The sequence below is a fragment of the Pseudogulbenkiania sp. NH8B genome (assembly GCF_000283535.1).
Classification (GTDB): domain Bacteria; phylum Pseudomonadota; class Gammaproteobacteria; order Burkholderiales; family Chromobacteriaceae; genus Pseudogulbenkiania; species Pseudogulbenkiania ferrooxidans.
In genome coordinates this window covers 1,297,021-1,313,825 of the sequence record NC_016002.1, presented here as the reverse complement: position 1 = coordinate 1,313,825, position 16,805 = coordinate 1,297,021, and the positions used below count along the sequence as shown (strand labels likewise).

Below are 16,805 nucleotides of genomic sequence, written 5' to 3'. Positions count from 1 at the left end.
CCATGACGACACGCCCCCTGAAGAGCGCCCAGCGTGGCGTCTCACTGGTCATCACCCTGATCGCCATGATCGCCATCCTGCTCATCGGCGTGGCCATGGTACGGGTGGTGGATTTCTCCGGACTGATGACACGCAACCTCGCCTTCCGGGAAGGCGGCATCCACCTCACCGACGTCGGGCTGCAATACGGCTTATCGGCACTCGGCAGCTTGAGCAGCACCACGCTGGATGGCTCCAATGCCGCCAGTTGCAGCACCAACTCGACCACCTTCAACAATTGCTACTATCCGGTTGATCTGGACACCAATAGCGACGGCGTACCGGACAACATAGATTGGTCCACGGTCAGCGCCATCAACGTCAGCAACAGTTCGGGCTACACCGTCAAATTCATCATTGAGCGGCTGTGCACCGGCACCCTGGGCACGGCCGTCACCGACAAGGCCGGCAAATGCCAGTACGCCATCCCCTCCAGCGGCAGCACCAGCACGCTGGGCGGTAGCAAGAAGATTGGAAGCACCGTGTTTTCCGGGCTCAGTTCAAGCAACAGCATCTACTACCGCGTCACCAGCCGCGCCGAAGGTCCAGGCAGCAGCCTGAGCATTTCCCAGACCATCCTCACCCGATAGGAAACATGATCATGTCCACGGTAAGAAGGATTACCAGGCAATTCGTGCTGGCCGGCATCTTGATGGCGACACCCTGGCTGGCGCAGGCCGACGCGTCGACCACCCTGCCCGATACCCCTCTCGAGGTGTGCACCACCAGCGTCGACAGTTCGCAAGGGGGGTCTGCGGCCGCGGTGACCAACTCTAATATCGTGCAAGGTGACAGCACACTGTTCGCCTCTTACTACGACGACACCGCCACCATGATGACGGGGGACCTCAAGGCCTTCACCATCGACCCCACCACAGGTTCGATCAGCAGCACCGCGCAATGGAGCGCCCAGACGATCCTGACCGCCTTGAGCAACAGCAGCCTGAGCGGCAATAACAGCAGCAGGAAGTTCTACACCAACATCGGTGGCACGGCGACCGAAATTCAGGACACCAGCAGCTTTTGCTCTGCAACCAATCAAACCTATCTCGGTGCATCGAGCGAGTCGGACTGCGAAAACATCATCAAATTGCTGAAAGGGGTCAACAGCACCACCGGCAACCCTAGCGTGACACTCGGGACAACGTACCGTATTCCCGCTAAACGTCTAGGTACGATCGTCCATAGCGAGCCTGTCTACGTCTCCGGGTTGAGTATGGTCATTCAGGCCGCGAACGACGGCATGCTGCACGCCTTCACGCACAACAACGGCACCATCGGTGCCAACAACAGCAGCAACGGCAGCGAAGCCTGGACCTATATCCCGAAAGCGTTCCTGAACTCCATCGGGCAAAGCGATGCCCCGAACAAGATCAAGGCCTACGTCACCAGCGGTTACACGCACAAGTACTGGCTCGATGCCACGCCCGCAATCGATAAATTCACCTCGACTACCACCGGCAATGGCAATCAAACCACCACAACCACAACTTACTATCTGTCGAGCGGCTTTGCCAAAGGCGCCAAAGGGGTGTACTCGCTGACGTTGGGCACGGCCAACCCGACCCCGCTTTGGACCTTCGACAACAGTAGTGGAGCGACGACAGTGGACAGCGATACCGGCTACCTTTATGGTCGCCCGATCATTACCCAAGCCATCATTGGCTCCACTGTCACCCAGGTGGCGATATTTGCCAGCGGCTTCAGTACATTCGATCTCAGCAGTCTCGCCTCGAACAGCTATTTGTATGTCGTCAACCTGACGACCGGCGCGCTCATCAAAAAATTCAGCGTGAGCGGCAAGGGGCTGAACTATATTGCCGGTTTTGCCGACAGCTATTCGACCTTGAACCAGGTCCAGTATGTTTATGGGGGCGACCTGGACGGCAACGTCTGGCGCTTCGACCTGACCTCGACCGACACCAATAGCTGGAACGTGCACAAACTCGCCAGCCTGGGCGCCCCGATCAGCAGCGAGCCCGAACTGGGACAAATCACCATCGACGGCACGCCTAAGCGCTTCATCTACATCGGTACCGGGCGCTACCTGACACCATCCGATCTCACCACCGCCAGCGGCAGCATGTACGGCCTGATCGACCGCATCGATACCGTCACCAGCTACAACGACAGCAACGACGCCACCGTTCCCAACCAGCTGAGCACAGTGACCTTGGCCTCCAGCAACTACGACACCAGTGCCAGTACCACCGTCGGGGTCGCCAGCAACCTCTCCAGTTATGGCTGGGCCGCCAACCTGCCGACGGGACAACGCGTGATCAACTCCGCCGCTATTGCCAACGGCAAGGTGCTGTTCACCGCCAACAAGCCGTCCAACCCCTGCGACACCAACACCAGCTCGCCCATGGAAAGCTGGCTGTACGTGATCGACTACCAGACTGGCCTGCAAACCGGCTATTTCAGCTTGGCCAGCGCCGCTACCAGTGCCGGACTCTCCGACACCCACTTCCTGGCCAGCCGTCCGACCGTGGTCAAGCTGTCGAGCGGCGATTACCGAGCGATGATCCGTACCACCGACGGCGATACACTGAATGTCGACGTCGGCACACTGCTGACGACCAGCGGCGGCACCGGCAGCGCGGTGAAGGGCGTGTTCTGGCGTGAAGTGATCACCCAGTAAGCCGCCTGCTCCAACAAAAAAAACCCGGCTCATCGACCGGGTTTTTTTTGTGCACACTCACTACTCTCAGCCGCGGCTGGCGACAATCTTGATCTCGACTTTCCAGGCAGGATTGGCAAGTTTGGCCTCTACCGTGGCCCGTGCCGGTACGTGGCCTTCGGCCACCCAGGCGTCCCAAGCCTCGTTCATGGCGTCGTAGTCGGACAGCGAAGCGAGGAAAATGGTGGCATCGACAATCTTGGTCTTGTCCGACCCCAGCTCGGCCAGTAGCGTGTCGATCTGACCCAGCACGTTGGCGGTCTGCTCGCGTGCGTCGGAGTCGGTGTTTTCCGGCACCTGGCCGGCCAGGAAAATCATGCCGTTGACGACGGCCGCCTCGGCCAGCCGCTTGCCCGGTTTGTGACGATAGATGGTCATGGCAATCCTTATGCAATGGAATTCGCGCCCGGGCTCCCCCTGGAGCCCGACAATAAAAAACGGCGGGAGTGCGTCCCGCCGTCGTGCAGTGTATCAGAACCTGCCCTGGCTCATGCCTGATCAGGCAACAGCCACCCGGCGCAGACGCTGGGCATAGCTCTTGAGTGCTTCGATGCCGCTGGCCTCGGCACGGGCGCACCACTCCTGCAGCTCTTTCAGCAGTTGCTCTCGCGTCAGACTGGAGCGCTCCCACAAACGGGACAACTCCTGGCGCATGGTGTAGATGGTCTGCAGTACATGGCTCTTTTCCAGCAGTTCCGCCAGCTGCTTGCGCTCTTCTTCCGGCGTATCTTTGGCTTCCTGCTTGAGCCAGGTCTTCATCTTGCCGGCCAGATTACCTTGGCCCAGCTTTTCGATCTCGCTGCGATAGACGTCTTTCAGTTCGCGCGCATAGCGGGCCGCCAAGGCATAGCGGTTGGCGACCACCGCCTGCAGATGTTCGATATCCAGGTGCGGACGCGACGGATCTTCGGCCAACCTGGGCGCGACCTTGCGAACCTTCGCCAACCCCAGCATTTCCAGGATGCGGATATACATCCAGCCGATGTCGAACTCGTACCATTTGTAGGAGAGCTTGGCCGAGGTACCGAAGGTGTGGTGGTTGTTGTGCAGTTCTTCGCCACCGATCAGGATGCCCCAGGGCAGGATATTGGTGGAGGCGTCTTCGTTCTCGAAGTTGCGATAGCCCCAGTAGTGGCCGATACCGTTGATGATCCCGGCCGCGGTCAGCGGAATCCAGATCATCTGCACCGCCCAGATGGTCAGCCCTATCGGGCCAAACAGCACGAGATCGATCGCCAGCATCAGGATGATGCCCTTGGCGCTGTGGCGAGTGTAGACGTTGCGCTCGAGCCAGTCGTCCGGCGTACCGTGACCGAACTTCTCCATGGTGCTGCGGTCTTTGCAGGCGGCGCGGTAAAGTTCGGCGCCTTCGAAGAATACTTTGTTGATACCCAGCACTTGCGGGCTGTGCGGGTCTTCGGCGGTTTCGCAGCGGGCGTGGTGCTTGCGGTGCACCGAGGCCCACTCCTTGGTCACCATGCCGGTAGTCAGCCAGAGCCAGAAACGGAAGAAATGGCTCGGGACAGGATGCAGGTCCAGAGCGCGGTGAGCCTGATGGCGATGCAGGAAGATGGTCACCGAGGCGATGGTAATGTGCGTCAGCACCAGGGCGACGGCAACATATCCCCACCACGGTAAGTCAATCAAACCATTAATCCATTCCATTAAATCGCACACCTCATCAGGGATAAAGTCTCATTGTAATAAATAGTTACGCTCATGTCAGACTCTTTCTTCGCCGATGTGTTCCCCTAGCGCTCTGGTGTAACATATGATGTCTTTTTACACTTTCAGAAGCCGATGCTTGTGCCGCAAAAAAAACGTCTGATCATTGCAGGTGGGGTACTGGGTGGCCTGTTCGTCCTGTACGGCGGGGCCGCCTACTGGGCTGGCCTCAAGGCCGAGGATACGCTGGCCGAACAACACCGCATGCTGGCGGAGTTTCCTCTGTTCAAGGTGAAGTCCCACAGCTATGAACGAGGCTGGTTCTCGTCCACCGAGACCACCGAGCTCACTTTCAACCGCCGCCTGTCGGGGCCGTACGAGGCCATGCTGCCGGACAACCTGCGTCCCCTGCTCGGCTCGACCATCCGCTTTACCCATCACGTCAAGCACGGTCCGCTGCCCGGCATCGGCAGCTTCGACTTCCGCCCGGCACGCGCTTTGGTGTCGACCGAGTTCGCCATGAGCGACGCCACCCGCAAGACGCTGTCGCGGTTCTTTGGCGACAAGGAGCCCATCACCGTCACCAACCGCCTGGGCTTCGGCGGCGGCGGCCTGCTGGAGGTCAACATCCCTTCATTCGACTACGACGAAGCGCTGTCCGGGGTGAAGGTCAAGTGGAAGGGCTTCGACCTCAAGGTCGATTACGCCTCTGGCTACAAGGAATACAAGACCGAGGCTCTCTCGCCCGGGTTCCTGCTCGAAGCGTCGACCAAGGGCTCGTTGGCCTTCGACGGAGTCAAGTACCTGTCCGACGTGCGTCCGGGCAGCAGTGGCATCAAGCTTGGCACCAGCGAGCTGACGGTAGGCAACGTCCAGCTCAACTGGAAGGAAAGCGTTCCGTACAACCTCAAGCTCAACGAACTGGTCTACGTGTTGACGCGCATCCGCGTCGGCGAGTTCATCAATCCGTCCGGCGAATTCCGCCCGTCCAACGTGGGGCTGAAAGACCTGCGTTACCAGATGGTGACCAGCGAGCAGGACGAGTTCGTCAATACGCGCGGCAAGTTCGACTTCGCCAGCTTCAACCTCAACGACAAGCACTACGGCCCGATGAAGCTGGATGTTTCGGCCAACCATCTGCATGGCCCGACCCTGCTCAAGCTCGATCAGGAGATCGGCAAGATTCCGTTCGAAGGGGTCGACCCGACCATCCTGCGCCAGCGCTACGTAAATGCCATCAAGACCTACGGTGTGCCGCTGCTGGAAAACAACCCGCGCCTGGTGGTCAACGAGTTCTCGCTACGCATGCCAAGCGGCGAAGCGCGGCTCAAGGGCAACCTGACGCTCACCGGCTTCCAGAAGACCGACCTGCAAAACCCGCTGACCTTCCTCAAACGCTTCGAGGCCGAGGCCAGCGTCAACCTGCCGCGCCAGACCCTGGAAGACCTGGTGGTGGCGCAGGCGCGCAACCTGTTCACCGTCGACGCCTCGGCGGAGGACCAGCCGAACCTGAAGGAAGTGGACGACCTGGCGCGCAGCCTGCTCGACAGCCAGCTGGCGCAATGGACCGAGCAGGGCTATCTGAAGCAGCAGAACGAGCAGATTTCCACCGATCTGGAATACAAGCACGGGGTGATGACCATCAATCACAAGAAGGTCGATCTGCCGTGGGAGGAGAGCGACGCCCCGGACGCGACACCGGCCAGCACCAGCAGCGGCAGCTGATCGCCGCAAACCGACAAGGGGGCCTAGGCCCCCTTGTTCCATTACGGTCTTGCGACCGCTCAGTCTTCCATCTGGCTCTGCAGATAATTCGGCAGGCCGACTTTCTCGATCAGGCCCAACTGGGTTTCCAGCCAGTCGACGTGCTCTTCTTCGCTTTCCAGGATGTCTTCGAGCAGATCGCGGGTGACGTAATCGCTGACGCTCTCGCAATGGGTGATGGCTTCGCGCAGCAGTGGCAGCGCCTCCAGTTCCAGCTTGAGGTCGAGTTCGAGCATTTCCTGCGGCTTTTCACCGATGTACAGCTTGCCCAGATCCTGCAGATTGGGCAGGCCCTCGAGGAACAGGATGCGCTCGATCAGCCGATCGGCATGCTTCATCTCGTCGATGGATTCGTGATACTCGTGCTCGTTGAGCTTCTTGAGACCCCAGTTCTTGTACATGCGGGCATGCAGGAAGTACTGGTTGATGGCGGTAAGTTCGTTCTTGAGGATTTGATTGAGGAATTTTAGGACTTTTTTATCGCCTTGCATGACAAGCTCCTGTGCGCATATCTTGAAATTATTGCACACGGGTTTACCAGCGCAAGGCCGAGTGGTGTGACTTGCGGTGCAGTTTGCGCCGCAAGCAGCGCGGCTCAGGCGACTTCGCGAAAGGGGGAATGGGCTTCGGCGGTGAGCTCGGTCAACGTTTGTTTGATCAACTGGTGGGCGCAGCAGGCACAACGGCCGCAGTCGGTCGCAACGCCCAGTTGCTGAGCGACGTCTCGCAGGCGGGTTGCCCCGTCCATGACGGCGTCGCGAATCTGCGTGTCGGTCACACCATGACAAAGACAAACGTACATGTTTTCACCCAGCACATATAAATGTGAATTATTATCATTATGTAGATAAACAAGAACCATTGTCAACTGGAACCGACCACCCCATGAGAATCTGGAAACCGAATGTCACCGTGGCCGCCGTCATCGAGCGCGAAGGCCGCTTTCTGATGGTGGAAGAAGACACCCCCGAAGGACTGCGCCTGAACCAGCCGGCCGGTCATCTGGAACATGGCGAAACGCTGTTCGAGGCAGTACGCCGCGAAGTGCTGGAAGAAACGGCGTGGCATTTCGAGCCGGAAGCGCTGGTGGGCATCTACCTGGCCGACAAGCCGGGCAGCGATATCACCTACCTGCGCTTCACCTTCTGCGGCCGGGCCTTGCGCGAAGAGACGGAGCGCCGTCTGGACGATGGCATCGTCGCCGCCCCCTGGCTCACCGCGGCGGAAATCCGTGCCCGTACCCGCCAGCATCGCAGCCCGGCGGTGGCGCTGAGCCTGGAGGACTGGCTGGCCGGCCAGCGCCTGCCGCTGGCGGTGATCCAGCACCTCAACAGCCGGGACAAGGCATGAAGTGGTGGCTCTGGCTTGGGCTGCTGACCGTCAGCAACGTCCATGCGGACGCCCTCCCCCTCTGTTACCATTACGGCTGCAAACGTGATTCCCACTTCGAGGTCGGCGCCGATGACAAGCAGCGCCTGGCCCGTCTGCTGTCCGACGACGCCACGGCCGAGGCCGAGCGCGCCGCCGTCAAAGCCGCGGTGCGGGAGTTGTACTTGATGGCAGGGCGTAGCACCCCCATCTGGCAGGACAAGGGGGGCAACTTCCTGGACGGTACCGCCGATGGACGCATGGATTGCGTGGATCACAGCCGCAACGTCACCACCTTCCTGAATTATCTGCAGGAGCAGGGATGGCTGCGGTTTCACACCGTCGGCAAGCCGGTGTGGCGCGCGCCGCGCTTCCTCGACCTGCATTACACCGCCGTGCTGCACGACAGCGGCAACGGCGAGGATTGGGCCGTGGACAGTTGGTTCAAGGATTTCGGGGCACCACCCGAGGTGGTGCCCCTCGCCATTTGGAAAGAAGGATATTCCCCGTGACGGGTAAGAAACGCATTGTCGTCGGCATGTCCGGCGGCGTGGATTCGTCGGTCACCGCGTGGCTGCTGAAACAGCAGGGCCACGAGGTGATCGGCGTGTTCATGCAGAACTGGGAAGACGACAACGACGACGAATACTGTTCGATCAAGCAGGATGCGCTGGACGCGATGAGCGTAGCCGATATCGTCGGCATCGACATGGAAGTGGTCAACTTCGCCAAGGAATACAAGGACCGCGTGTTCTCGTACTTCCTCAAGGAGTACTCGGCCGGCCGCACCCCGAACCCGGACGTGCTGTGCAACGCCGAGATCAAGTTCAAGGCCTTTCTCGACTACGCCATGGAACTGGGGGCGGATTGCATCGCCACCGGCCACTATGCGCGCAAGGAAGAACGCAACGGCAAGCACTACCTGCTGAAGGCAGTGGACCACACCAAGGACCAGAGCTACTTCCTGTACCGCCTGAGCCAGGCGCAGCTTTCCAAGGCGATGTTCCCGCTGGGCGAGATCCGCAAGACCGAGGTGCGCCAGCTGGCCGAACAGGCCGGCCTGCCGACGGCAGCCAAGAAGGATAGCACCGGCATCTGCTTCATCGGCGAGCGGCCGTTCCGCGAGTTCCTACAGCGCTACCTGCCGACCCAGCCGGGCGACATGGTGACGCCGGAGGGCAAGACCGTGGGCCGGCACGAGGGGCTGATGTACTACACGCTGGGCCAGCGCAAGGGGCTCAACATCGGCGGCGCCAAGGACGGCAGCGGCGAGCCGTGGTTCGTCGCTGGCAAGGACATTCCGGCCAATAAGCTGATCGTGGTGCAGGGGCACGATCATCCGCTGCTCTTGAAGAGCACGCTGGCGATGGGCGACTTGTCATGGACGCTGGACGAGGCCCCGCTGCCGGGCGACTACGCCGCCAAGAACCGCTACCGCATGGCCGATGCGGCCTGTGCGCTGTCGCCGGTGGTGGACGGCGAGGCCACCCTCACCTTCCGCGACAAGCAGTGGGCGGTGACGCCGGGCCAGTCGGCGGTATTGTACGACGGCGATGTGTGTCTCGGCGGCGGCATCATCCGCTGAGAACCGGCTCATGATCTTGCCGTGCGTCCCTGATCGGGGCTGATGGGCACTGCGTGCGAATCTGTCGCTGAGCGATCGGAAATCCTCATGCACTCCAGTACATTCTGGTTTCTGTGCGGCTCTTCCCCCCGCTGAGGGTCGCTCGCGGCAGATCCTGAAGCAGTTCTGAGCCCCACTCTCTCCGCTATCAACACGACGGCCGCTCACAGCGGCCGTTTGCTTTTCGTGGCTCAGGGCATGGCCTGCGCGGGTGTTTCGCCCGGCACCGGGCCGGGATACGGTTCGTCCGACATCGGATGGCGTGCCGCCAGCCAGTCGTGCAGCAGCTGCGCCGCCTCGGCGGTGCGCCGCGCCACGGGCAAGGCCAGCAGATAGCCGTTGCCGGTGAACACGGTCTGGGCGAACGGCGTGATGACCGTTCCGCGCTTCAACTCCTCTTCCACCAGCACCACATCCGCCAGCGACACGCCGAAGCCTTGCTGGGCGGCGTTCGTCGCCAGGTCCAGGGTGTCGAACACCTGGCCGCTGCCGGAATTGACGCCCTTGACCCCAACCGACTTCAACCACAACGACCAGTCGCGCCGGTCGCGCGACGGGTGCAGCAGCGAGAAGCGCACCAGCTCTTCCGGCTCGTGCAAAGGTTGGCCGAAGGACTCCAGCAGCGCCGGGGAGCAGACCGGCGTGAGCTGCTCGCGGAACAAGGGGGTCTGCCGCGGCTGGCGCGACGGCACCGGCCCGAACACGATGGCGAGATCGAACGCTTCCTTGGCAAAGTCGACGCCGTGCTCGTGCACGCTGGTGACCTCGACCTCGATCTCCGGATGGTCCTTGCGGAACAGCATGATTTCGTGCAGCAGCCAGCGCGAGATGCACGACGGCGCCTTCAGGCGCAGGTGGTTGCGCGCCAGCCGCGCCGCTTCCACCCCCTTGCCCAGCGTCGCCAGCGCGCGCGTCACATAGGGCAGCAAAGCCTCGCCCTCGCTGGTCAGCACCAGCCGGCGCACCTGGCGATGGAACAGCGGGTAGCCCAGTTGCTGTTCGAGCTGAGCCACCTGCTTGCTCACCGCACCCTGGGTCAGGCACAGCTCGCCCGCCGCCAGGGTGAAGCTCATGTGGCGGGCGGCGACCTCGAAAACCTGCAGGCCGTACAAGGGTAATGGACGCTGTGTCATGGCCGCTTCATGCCTGAAAAAAACTCATGCATAACATGCCGACAATTCGTTTGTCGCACAAGCCCCGGCACCCGTTTAATGGGCCCGAACGCCACCCGATGGCTCCGACACAACAAACGGGGGACAACATGACCGACTCCATCACGCCGCGCTCCAAGCTGCCGCACGTGGGCACCACCATCTTCACCGTGATCGGCCAGCTGGCCGCCAACCACCAGGCGATCAACCTGTCGCAAGGCGCACCCAACTTCCCCTGCTCGCCCGAGCTGATCGAGCACACCCACCGCGCCATGCTCGACGGCCACAACCAGTACTCGCCGATGGCCGGCCTGTTCGCGCTGCGCGAAGCGGTCGCCGGCAAGGTGGCATCGCTGTACGGCCGACACTACGACCCGGAACGCGAAGTCACCATCACCGCCAGCGCCAGCGAGGGGCTGTTCGCCAGCATCACCGCGCTGGTTCACCCCGGCGACGAGGTGATCGTGTTCGAGCCTTGCTTCGACAGCTACGCGCCGATGATCGAGTTGCAGGGCGCCACCGTGGTGCCGATCAAGCTGGCGCCGCCGGCGTTCGCCATCCCCTGGGACGAGGTCGCCGCGCGCATCACCCCGCGCACCCGCATGATCCTGCTCAACAGCCCGCACAACCCGAGCGGGGCGGTGCTGGGCGACGAGGACATCGCCGCGCTGCAGCGCCTCACCGCCGGCACCGACATCGTGCTGCTGTCCGACGAGGTCTACGAACACGTGGTGTTCGACGGCGCGCTGCACCATAGCATGAGCCGCCACCCGGAGCTGGCCGAACGCGCGGTAGTGGTGGCCTCGTTCGGCAAGACCTTCCACATCACCGGCTGGCGCGTCGGCTACTGCCTGGCACCGGCGGCCCTGATGGAGGAAATCCGCAAGGTGCACCAGTTCGCCATGTTCGCCGCCGACACGCCGATGCAGTACGGTCTGGCGCGCCTGATGCAGACCCCGTCGCATTACCTCGGCCTGGCGGATTTCTACCAGCAGAAGCGAGATTTACTGGTCGACTGCCTGACCGGCTCGCGCCTGACGCTGCTGCCGTCGGCCGGCAGCTTCTTCATGCTGGCGAGCTACGAGAACATCAGCGAGCAGTCCGACAGCGACTTTGTGCAGACGCTGATCTGCGAGCACCAGGTGGCGACCATCCCGGTGTCGGCGTTCTATCGCGACGGAACCGATCACCACCTGATCCGCCTGTCGTTCGCCAAGGACGGGGCCACGCTGCGCGCCGGGGCCGAGCGCCTCTGCCGCCTGTAGGAGCGCGACCATGCCAAACTCACAGCAGCTCACCGCCGCTGCCATCCAGATGGTGTCCGGCGACGATCTTTCGGCCAACCTCGAACGCGCCCGCGCACTGGTTGGCGAAGCGGCCGCCGCCGGCGCCGACCTGGTGGTATTGCCGGAGTATTTCTACCTGATGCCGGAAGACGAGCGCGAGCGGGTGGCGCTGGCCCGCCCGCTGGGCGACGGCCCGATCTACCGCTGCCTGGCTCAGTTGGCCGAACGGCACCGGCTGTGGCTGGTCGGCGGCACCCTGCCATTGGCGAGCCCGGAGCCGGGCAAGATGTTCAACTCCAGCCTGCTGTTCGGGCCGGACGGCCGCTGCCGGGCACGCTACGACAAGATGCACCTGTTCGGCTTCGATAACGGCAGCGAGCGCTACGACGAAGCGGCCACCATGAGCGCCGGCGAACAGGTCGCCAGCGGTGACACGCCGTGGGGGCCGCTGCGCCTGTCGGTCTGCTACGATCTGCGCTTTCCCGAACTGTACCGCCAGCGCCCGGCGCCGACACTGATCAGCGCCCCGGCCGCCTTCACCCACACCACCGGCGAGGCGCACTGGGAGCTGCTGCTGCGCGCCCGCGCCGTCGACAACCTGGCCTTCGTCATCGGCGCCGGCCAGGGCGGTGTCCATCCTGGAGGCAAACGCACCTTCGGCCACAGCCTGATCGTGGACCCGTGGGGCACGGTGCTGGCCCGCCACGACGACGGCGAAGGCATCGCGCTCGCCACCCTCGATCTGAATCGGCAGGCCGAGCTGCGCCGACGCCTGCCGGCCTTGCAACACCGGCGTCTGGACTAACCCGGAATAGACACAACAAGACGGTCCGCATCCCCTCTACAAAGGAAGGAAACACCATGAATAAGCTCATCCCGCTGGCCCTGTTGTCGCTGACCGCCCCGCTGGCGGCGCACTCCGCCGAAACCTTGCGCATCGCCACCGACGCCACCTACCCGCCGTTCGAATACGTCGACGCCAACGGCAAGGTGTCCGGCTTCGAGGTGGATTTCGCCTACGCCGTGTGCAAGGAAATGAAGGTGCAGTGCGAGGTGGTCAACCAGCCGTGGGACGGTTTGATTCCCGGGCTGCAGGTGAAGAAATACGACGCCATCATGTCGTCGATGAACATCACCGACGAGCGGCGCAAGGCGGTGGATTTCAGCAAGGTCTACTACCTGATGCAGAACCGCTTCGTCACGGCCAAGGGCCACAAGGGTGAGATCCAGCCCGCCGCGCTCAGCGGCAAGACCATCGCGGTGCAGACCGGGACGCCGCAGGATCGCTTCGTCACCCAGCAGTTCGGCAAGTCCGCCACCATCAAGCGCTATGTCAATGCCCAGGATCCGATGATGGAGCTGACCTCGGGCCGGGCCGACTACACCTTCGGCAACACCGTGCAGTTGCAGAAAGGCTTCCTGGAAACCGCACCGGGCAAGGGTTTCGAATTCGTCGGCCCGGTCTTCGACGGACGCCAGGACAAGGTGCTGGGCGAAGGCGTGGCGGTGGCGCTACGCAAGCAGGACAGCGCGTTGAAAGCCCGCTTCAACGCCGCCATCGACGTCGTCAAGAAGAAAGGTGTGTACCACGAACTGCTGGTGAAGCATAAGCTCGACGGCCTGTTGGCCGATTGAGCCAATCCCACACGCGGCCACCTGGCCTGGCGAGCAACAAAAAACCCGCTTGAGCGCGGGTTTTTTGTCGAGCTTCGGCCAACTTACTCGCTGGCCGTCGGGACATGGCCGTTATGGCCGTTATGGCCATTAAGGATATTGTGACCATTATGGCCATTAATTGCATGACCGTTTTGACCATTGTGATTGTTGCGGCCGGTCAGCTTCAGCTTGCCGGTCAGCCAGGTGTGGTCGTAACTGACCACTTCGAAAGCATTGCCAAACGGATCGACGAACGCCAACGAGCAGAAGAAGTGGTGATCGTACACCGAGTCGCGAGCGATGGTCTGCCCCTCGCGATTGGTGACACGCTCGCCAGCGAGCTGGTCGATCCACTCCATGAACTCCTGGCCGCTTACCACGAAAGCCACGGCACTGACTGCTGCGCTGAAATCGGCGTCCTCACACAGGGCCAATCGAACGCTGGCACTGGGGTTGGCTACCATGGTGACACCATGCGGTTCCTCCTGCATATGGCGATAGCGGGGGTCTGGCGTCAGACCCAGCACGCGCTGATACCACTCGACCGCAGTGGGAGTGTCCGTGACACGGACATGAATATGGTCGATTTTTCCAAGATTTAACATGCAATCCTCACCATCGGGTCACTTTATGTGACTCAGCCTCCCTGAATCCCCTGTCTGAAGTATATCGGAAACCATCCCGTTGTCAGCCTATCGCCTGTGAAATCTTGTCGCGCTCCAGCAAGGAGGCCAGATAACGGCCGGTATGGCTCACCGGATTGCCCGCCACCTGCTCCGGCGTGCCGGTGGCGATGATCTGGCCGCCGCCGGCTCCGCCCTCCGGCCCAAGGTCGATCAACCAGTCCGCGGTCTTGATGACGTCGAGATTGTGCTCGATCACCACCACGGTGTTGCCGTTGCCGCGCAGGCGGTGCAACACCTTCAAGAGCAGGTCGATATCGTGGAAATGCAGGCCGGTGGTGGGCTCGTCGAGGATGTACAGGGTGCGGCCGGTGTCACGCTTGGAGAGTTCCAGCGCCAGCTTGACGCGCTGCGCCTCGCCGCCGGACAACGTGGTGGCCGACTGCCCCAGGCGGATGTAGCCCAGGCCGACGTCCATCAGGGTCTGTAGCTTTCGCGCCACCGTCGGCACCGCGCCGAAGAACTCCAGCGCGTGCTCCACCGTCATGTCCAGCACTTCGTGGATGGTCTGGCCCTTGTACTTCACCTCCAGCGTCTCGCGGTTGTAGCGTTTGCCATGGCAGACGTCGCACGGCACGTAGATGTCCGGCAGGAAGTGCATCTCGACCTTGATCACGCCGTCGCCCTGGCAGGCCTCGCAGCGCCCGCCCTTGACGTTGAAGCTGAAGCGTCCCGGGCCGTAGCCGCGCTCGCGCGCCAGCGGCACGCCGGAGAACAGCTCGCGGATCGGGGTGAACAGCCCGGTGTAGGTGGCCGGGTTGGAGCGCGGCGTGCGCCCGATCGGGCCCTGGTCGACGCTGATCACCTTGTCCAGGTGATTGAGACCGGTGATCTCGCGGTACGGCGACGGCTCCTCGCTGGCACCGTTGAGCTCGCGCGCCGCGATCTTGTACAGGGTGTCGTTGATCAGCGTGGACTTGCCCGAGCCGGACACGCCGGTAATGCACACCAGCATGCCCAGCGGCAGTTCCAGCGTGGTGTCCTTGAGGTTGTTGCCGCTGGCGCCCGCCAACACCAGCAGGCGCTCCGGATCGACCGGACGGCGCTCGCTGTCCACCTCGATGCGGCGGCGGCCGGACAGGAAGGCGCCGGTGACCGAGCGTTCGCTGTCTTCGACCTGGCTCGGGGTGCCGGCGATCAGCACCTCGCCGCCGTGCTCGCCGGCGCCCGGCCCCATGTCGACCACGTAATCGGCGGCACGGATGGCATCCTCGTCGTGCTCCACCACGATCACGCTGTTGCCCAGGTCGCGCAGCCTCACCAGCGTCGCCAGCAGGCGGTCGTTGTCGCGCTGGTGCAGGCCGATACTGGGCTCGTCCAGCACGTACATCACGCCGGTCAGGCCGGAGCCGATCTGGCTCGCCAGCCGGATGCGCTGCGCCTCGCCGCCGGACAGGGTGTCGGCCGAGCGGGCCAGGCACAGGTAGTCGAGGCCGACGTTGTTGAGGAAGGACACGCGGTCGCGGATTTCCTTGATGATCTTCTCCGCCACCGCCTGTTTCTGACCGCTGAATTCCACCTGTTCGAAGAAGCGCGCGGCATCCTTCAGTGCCATCTGGTTGATGCCGTACAGGGTCTGCCCCGCCACGTACACGTAGCGCGCCTCGCGGCGCAGGCGCGAGCCTTCGCAGTGCGGGCAGGGCTGGTTGTTCTGATACTTGGACAGTTCCTCGCGCACCGCCACCGAGTCGGTTTCGCGGTAGCGCCGCTCGAGGTTGGGGATGATGCCCTCGAACGGATGACTGCGGGTGAACTTGGCGCCGCGTTCGGACAGATAGGTGAACTCGATGTTGTCGCGTCCGGAACCGTGCAGCATGACGTGGCGCACCCGCTCCGGCAGGATTTCGAACGGCAGCTCGAGATCGAAGCCGAAGTGTTCCGCCAGCGCCTGCAGCATCTGGTAATAGAACTGGTTGCGCTTGTCCCAGCCCTTGATGGCCCCGGCAGCAAGGCTCAGTTCCGGATGCGCCACCACGCGCTTGGGATCAAAGAAGGTGATCTCGCCCAGGCCGTCACACTTGGGGCAGGCACCCATCGGGTTGTTGAACGAGAACAGCCGCGGCTCCAACTCGGGCAGGCTATAGCTGCACACCGGGCAGGCGAACTTGGCGGAGAACCAATGCTCCTTGCCGGAGTCCATCTCCACCGCGATGGCACGGCCTTCGGCGTGGCGCAGCGCGGTTTCAAAGCTTTCGGCCAACCTTTGCTGCAGGTCGGCGCGCACCTTGAGGCGGTCGATCACCACCTCGATGGTGTGTTTCTTGTTCTTGTCGAGCTTGGGCACGGCGTCGAGTTCCGCCACCTCGCCGTCGACGCGCACGCGCACGAAACCCTGCGCGCGCAGCTCCTCGAACAGGTCGGCGTTCTCGCCCTTGCGCGCCATCACCACCGGCGCCAGGATCATCACCCGCGTCTCTTCCGGCAGCGCCAACACGTGGTCGACCATCTGCGACACGGTCTGCGAAGCCAGCGGCACGCCGTGCTCCGGGCAGTGCGGCTCGCCGACGCGGGCGAACAAGAGGCGCAGGTAATCGTGGATTTCGGTGACGGTGCCGACCGTCGAGCGCGGGTTGTGGCTGGTGGCCTTCTGCTCGATGGAAATGGCCGGCGACAGGCCTTCGATCAGATCGACGTCCGGTTTCTCCATCAGTTGCAGGAACTGGCGCGCATACGCCGACAGCGACTCCACGTAGCGCCGCTGCCCTTCCGCGTACAGGGTATCGAAGGCCAGCGAGGACTTGCCGGAGCCGGACAGGCCGGTGATCACCACCAACTGATGGCGCGGCAGGTCAAGATTGATGTTTTTCAGGTTGTGGGTACGTGCGCCACGGATGCGGATGGAGTCCATGCCTCACTCACGATCAGTCGGGGAACCTGTTAATATACCCG

16 protein-coding genes are annotated in these 16,805 nt (G+C 62.6%); 9 read left to right on the top strand and 7 right to left on the bottom strand.

All coding sequences use genetic code 11. From position 1 onward, the window contains the following. The first annotated feature begins 2 nt into the window (after nt 1-2). Together NH8B_RS06235 and NH8B_RS06230 are read left to right on the top strand one after the other, a co-directional pair. On the top strand, nt 3-629 hold the full coding sequence (locus NH8B_RS06235) for a pilus assembly PilX family protein (protein ID WP_232503538.1): 627 nt from the start codon (nt 3-5) through the stop codon (nt 627-629). A gap of 11 nt (nt 630-640) precedes the next feature. Continuing rightward, nucleotides 641-2,680: a pilus assembly protein gene (locus NH8B_RS06230; protein ID WP_014086521.1), complete on the top strand. Its 2,040-nt coding sequence runs from the start codon at nt 641-643 to the stop codon at nt 2,678-2,680. A gap of 66 nt (nt 2,681-2,746) precedes the next feature. Here NH8B_RS06230 and NH8B_RS06225 read toward each other — a convergent pair whose 3' ends face one another. Together NH8B_RS06225 and NH8B_RS06220 are read right to left on the bottom strand one after the other, a co-directional pair. Beyond that, a complete protein-coding gene (locus NH8B_RS06225) occupies nt 2,747-3,097 on the bottom strand; it encodes a RidA family protein (protein ID WP_014086520.1) in 351 nt (116 codons plus the stop codon). A gap of 120 nt (nt 3,098-3,217) precedes the next feature. After that, entirely contained in the window at nt 3,218-4,384 is a 1,167-nt protein-coding gene (locus NH8B_RS06220; RefSeq protein WP_014086519.1) for a DesA family fatty acid desaturase, read from the bottom strand. A gap of 135 nt (nt 4,385-4,519) precedes the next feature. On the opposite strand from NH8B_RS06220, the gene NH8B_RS06215 reads away from it, so the two are divergent. Next, nucleotides 4,520-6,109, top strand: coding sequence for a YdgA family protein (locus NH8B_RS06215; RefSeq protein ID WP_014086518.1), 1,590 nt, complete (start codon nt 4,520-4,522; stop codon nt 6,107-6,109). A gap of 59 nt (nt 6,110-6,168) precedes the next feature. Here NH8B_RS06215 and bfr read toward each other — a convergent pair whose 3' ends face one another. After that, nucleotides 6,169-6,639: a bacterioferritin gene (gene bfr, locus NH8B_RS06210; protein ID WP_008955155.1), complete on the bottom strand. Its 471-nt coding sequence runs from the start codon at nt 6,637-6,639 to the stop codon at nt 6,169-6,171. A gap of 104 nt (nt 6,640-6,743) precedes the next feature. Next, nucleotides 6,744-7,010, bottom strand: coding sequence for a bacterioferritin-associated ferredoxin (locus NH8B_RS06205; protein WP_148283021.1), 267 nt, complete (start codon nt 7,008-7,010; stop codon nt 6,744-6,746). 23 nt (nt 7,011-7,033) lie between these two features. Between NH8B_RS06205 and NH8B_RS06200 the strand changes: the two genes are divergently transcribed. Genes NH8B_RS06200 through mnmA form a run of 3 tightly spaced genes read left to right on the top strand, consistent with a single transcriptional unit; the run spans nt 7,034 to nt 9,101 of the window. After that, entirely contained in the window at nt 7,034-7,498 is a 465-nt protein-coding gene (locus NH8B_RS06200) for an NUDIX hydrolase (RefSeq protein WP_014086516.1), read from the top strand. Continuing rightward, nucleotides 7,495-8,028 (top strand): hypothetical protein, encoded by a 534-nt coding sequence (locus tag NH8B_RS06195; protein WP_014086515.1) that lies wholly within the window; start codon nt 7,495-7,497, stop codon nt 8,026-8,028. The genes NH8B_RS06200 and NH8B_RS06195 overlap by 4 nt, the downstream gene beginning before the upstream one ends. After that, the gene (gene mnmA / locus NH8B_RS06190) at nt 8,025-9,101 is read left to right on the top strand and encodes a tRNA 2-thiouridine(34) synthase MnmA (protein ID WP_014086514.1); all 1,077 of its coding nucleotides are present in this window, start codon (nt 8,025-8,027) and stop codon (nt 9,099-9,101) included. Before NH8B_RS06195 ends, mnmA begins: the two co-directional genes overlap by 4 nt. A 230-nt stretch (nt 9,102-9,331) precedes the next feature. Here mnmA and NH8B_RS06185 read toward each other — a convergent pair whose 3' ends face one another. Beyond that, nucleotides 9,332-10,273, bottom strand: a complete 942-nt coding sequence (locus NH8B_RS06185) for a LysR substrate-binding domain-containing protein (protein ID WP_014086513.1) — start codon at nt 10,271-10,273, stop codon at nt 9,332-9,334. Between the two features lie 128 nt (nt 10,274-10,401). Between NH8B_RS06185 and NH8B_RS06180 the strand changes: the two genes are divergently transcribed. The 3 genes from NH8B_RS06180 to NH8B_RS06170 are packed head-to-tail and all read left to right on the top strand — an operon-like array spanning nt 10,402 to nt 13,212. Further along, nucleotides 10,402-11,556 (top strand): methionine aminotransferase, encoded by a 1,155-nt coding sequence (locus NH8B_RS06180; RefSeq protein ID WP_014086512.1) that lies wholly within the window; start codon nt 10,402-10,404, stop codon nt 11,554-11,556. Between the two features lie 10 nt (nt 11,557-11,566). After that, a complete protein-coding gene (locus tag NH8B_RS06175) occupies nt 11,567-12,382 on the top strand; it encodes a carbon-nitrogen hydrolase family protein (protein WP_014086511.1) in 816 nt (271 codons plus the stop codon). Between the two features lie 56 nt (nt 12,383-12,438). Next, nucleotides 12,439-13,212 carry a transporter substrate-binding domain-containing protein gene (locus NH8B_RS06170; RefSeq protein WP_014086510.1) on the top strand — a complete coding sequence of 258 codons (774 nt, stop codon included), beginning with the start codon at nt 12,439-12,441 and terminating at the stop codon, nt 13,210-13,212. 83 nt (nt 13,213-13,295) lie between these two features. Here the strand turns inward: NH8B_RS06170 and NH8B_RS20370 are convergent, their stop codons facing one another. After that, on the bottom strand, nt 13,296-13,838 hold the full coding sequence (locus NH8B_RS20370; protein WP_014086509.1) for a VOC family protein: 543 nt from the start codon (nt 13,836-13,838) through the stop codon (nt 13,296-13,298). Between the two features lie 82 nt (nt 13,839-13,920). Then, nucleotides 13,921-16,764, bottom strand: a complete 2,844-nt coding sequence (gene uvrA, locus NH8B_RS06160) for an excinuclease ABC subunit UvrA (protein ID WP_014086508.1) — start codon at nt 16,762-16,764, stop codon at nt 13,921-13,923. Nucleotides 16,765-16,805 lie beyond the last annotated feature (41 nt).

Excerpts from the sequence above, each read along its gene's own strand:
- NH8B_RS06235 (WP_232503538.1), top strand. The coding sequence starts at position 3 with ATGACGACACGCCCCCTGAAGAGCGCCCAGCGTGGCGTCTCACTGGTC.
- NH8B_RS06230 (WP_014086521.1), top strand. The coding sequence starts at position 641 with ATGTCCACGGTAAGAAGGATTACCAGGCAATTCGTGCTGGCCGGCATC.
- NH8B_RS06225 (WP_014086520.1), bottom strand. The coding sequence starts at position 3,097 with ATGACCATCTATCGTCACAAACCGGGCAAGCGGCTGGCCGAGGCGGCC.
- NH8B_RS06220 (WP_014086519.1), bottom strand. The coding sequence starts at position 4,384 with ATGGAATGGATTAATGGTTTGATTGACTTACCGTGGTGGGGATATGTT.
- NH8B_RS06215 (WP_014086518.1), top strand. The coding sequence starts at position 4,520 with ATGCTTGTGCCGCAAAAAAAACGTCTGATCATTGCAGGTGGGGTACTG.
- bfr (WP_008955155.1), bottom strand. The coding sequence starts at position 6,639 with ATGCAAGGCGATAAAAAAGTCCTAAAATTCCTCAATCAAATCCTCAAG.
- NH8B_RS06205 (WP_148283021.1), bottom strand. The coding sequence starts at position 7,010 with ATGGTTCTTGTTTATCTACATAATGATAATAATTCACATTTATATGTG.
- NH8B_RS06200 (WP_014086516.1), top strand. The coding sequence starts at position 7,034 with ATGAGAATCTGGAAACCGAATGTCACCGTGGCCGCCGTCATCGAGCGC.
- NH8B_RS06195 (WP_014086515.1), top strand. The coding sequence starts at position 7,495 with ATGAAGTGGTGGCTCTGGCTTGGGCTGCTGACCGTCAGCAACGTCCAT.
- NH8B_RS06185 (WP_014086513.1), bottom strand. The coding sequence starts at position 10,273 with ATGACACAGCGTCCATTACCCTTGTACGGCCTGCAGGTTTTCGAGGTC.
- NH8B_RS06180 (WP_014086512.1), top strand. The coding sequence starts at position 10,402 with ATGACCGACTCCATCACGCCGCGCTCCAAGCTGCCGCACGTGGGCACC.
- NH8B_RS06175 (WP_014086511.1), top strand. The coding sequence starts at position 11,567 with ATGCCAAACTCACAGCAGCTCACCGCCGCTGCCATCCAGATGGTGTCC.
- NH8B_RS06170 (WP_014086510.1), top strand. The coding sequence starts at position 12,439 with ATGAATAAGCTCATCCCGCTGGCCCTGTTGTCGCTGACCGCCCCGCTG.
- NH8B_RS20370 (WP_014086509.1), bottom strand. The coding sequence starts at position 13,838 with ATGTTAAATCTTGGAAAAATCGACCATATTCATGTCCGTGTCACGGAC.
- uvrA (WP_014086508.1), bottom strand. The coding sequence starts at position 16,764 with ATGGACTCCATCCGCATCCGTGGCGCACGTACCCACAACCTGAAAAAC.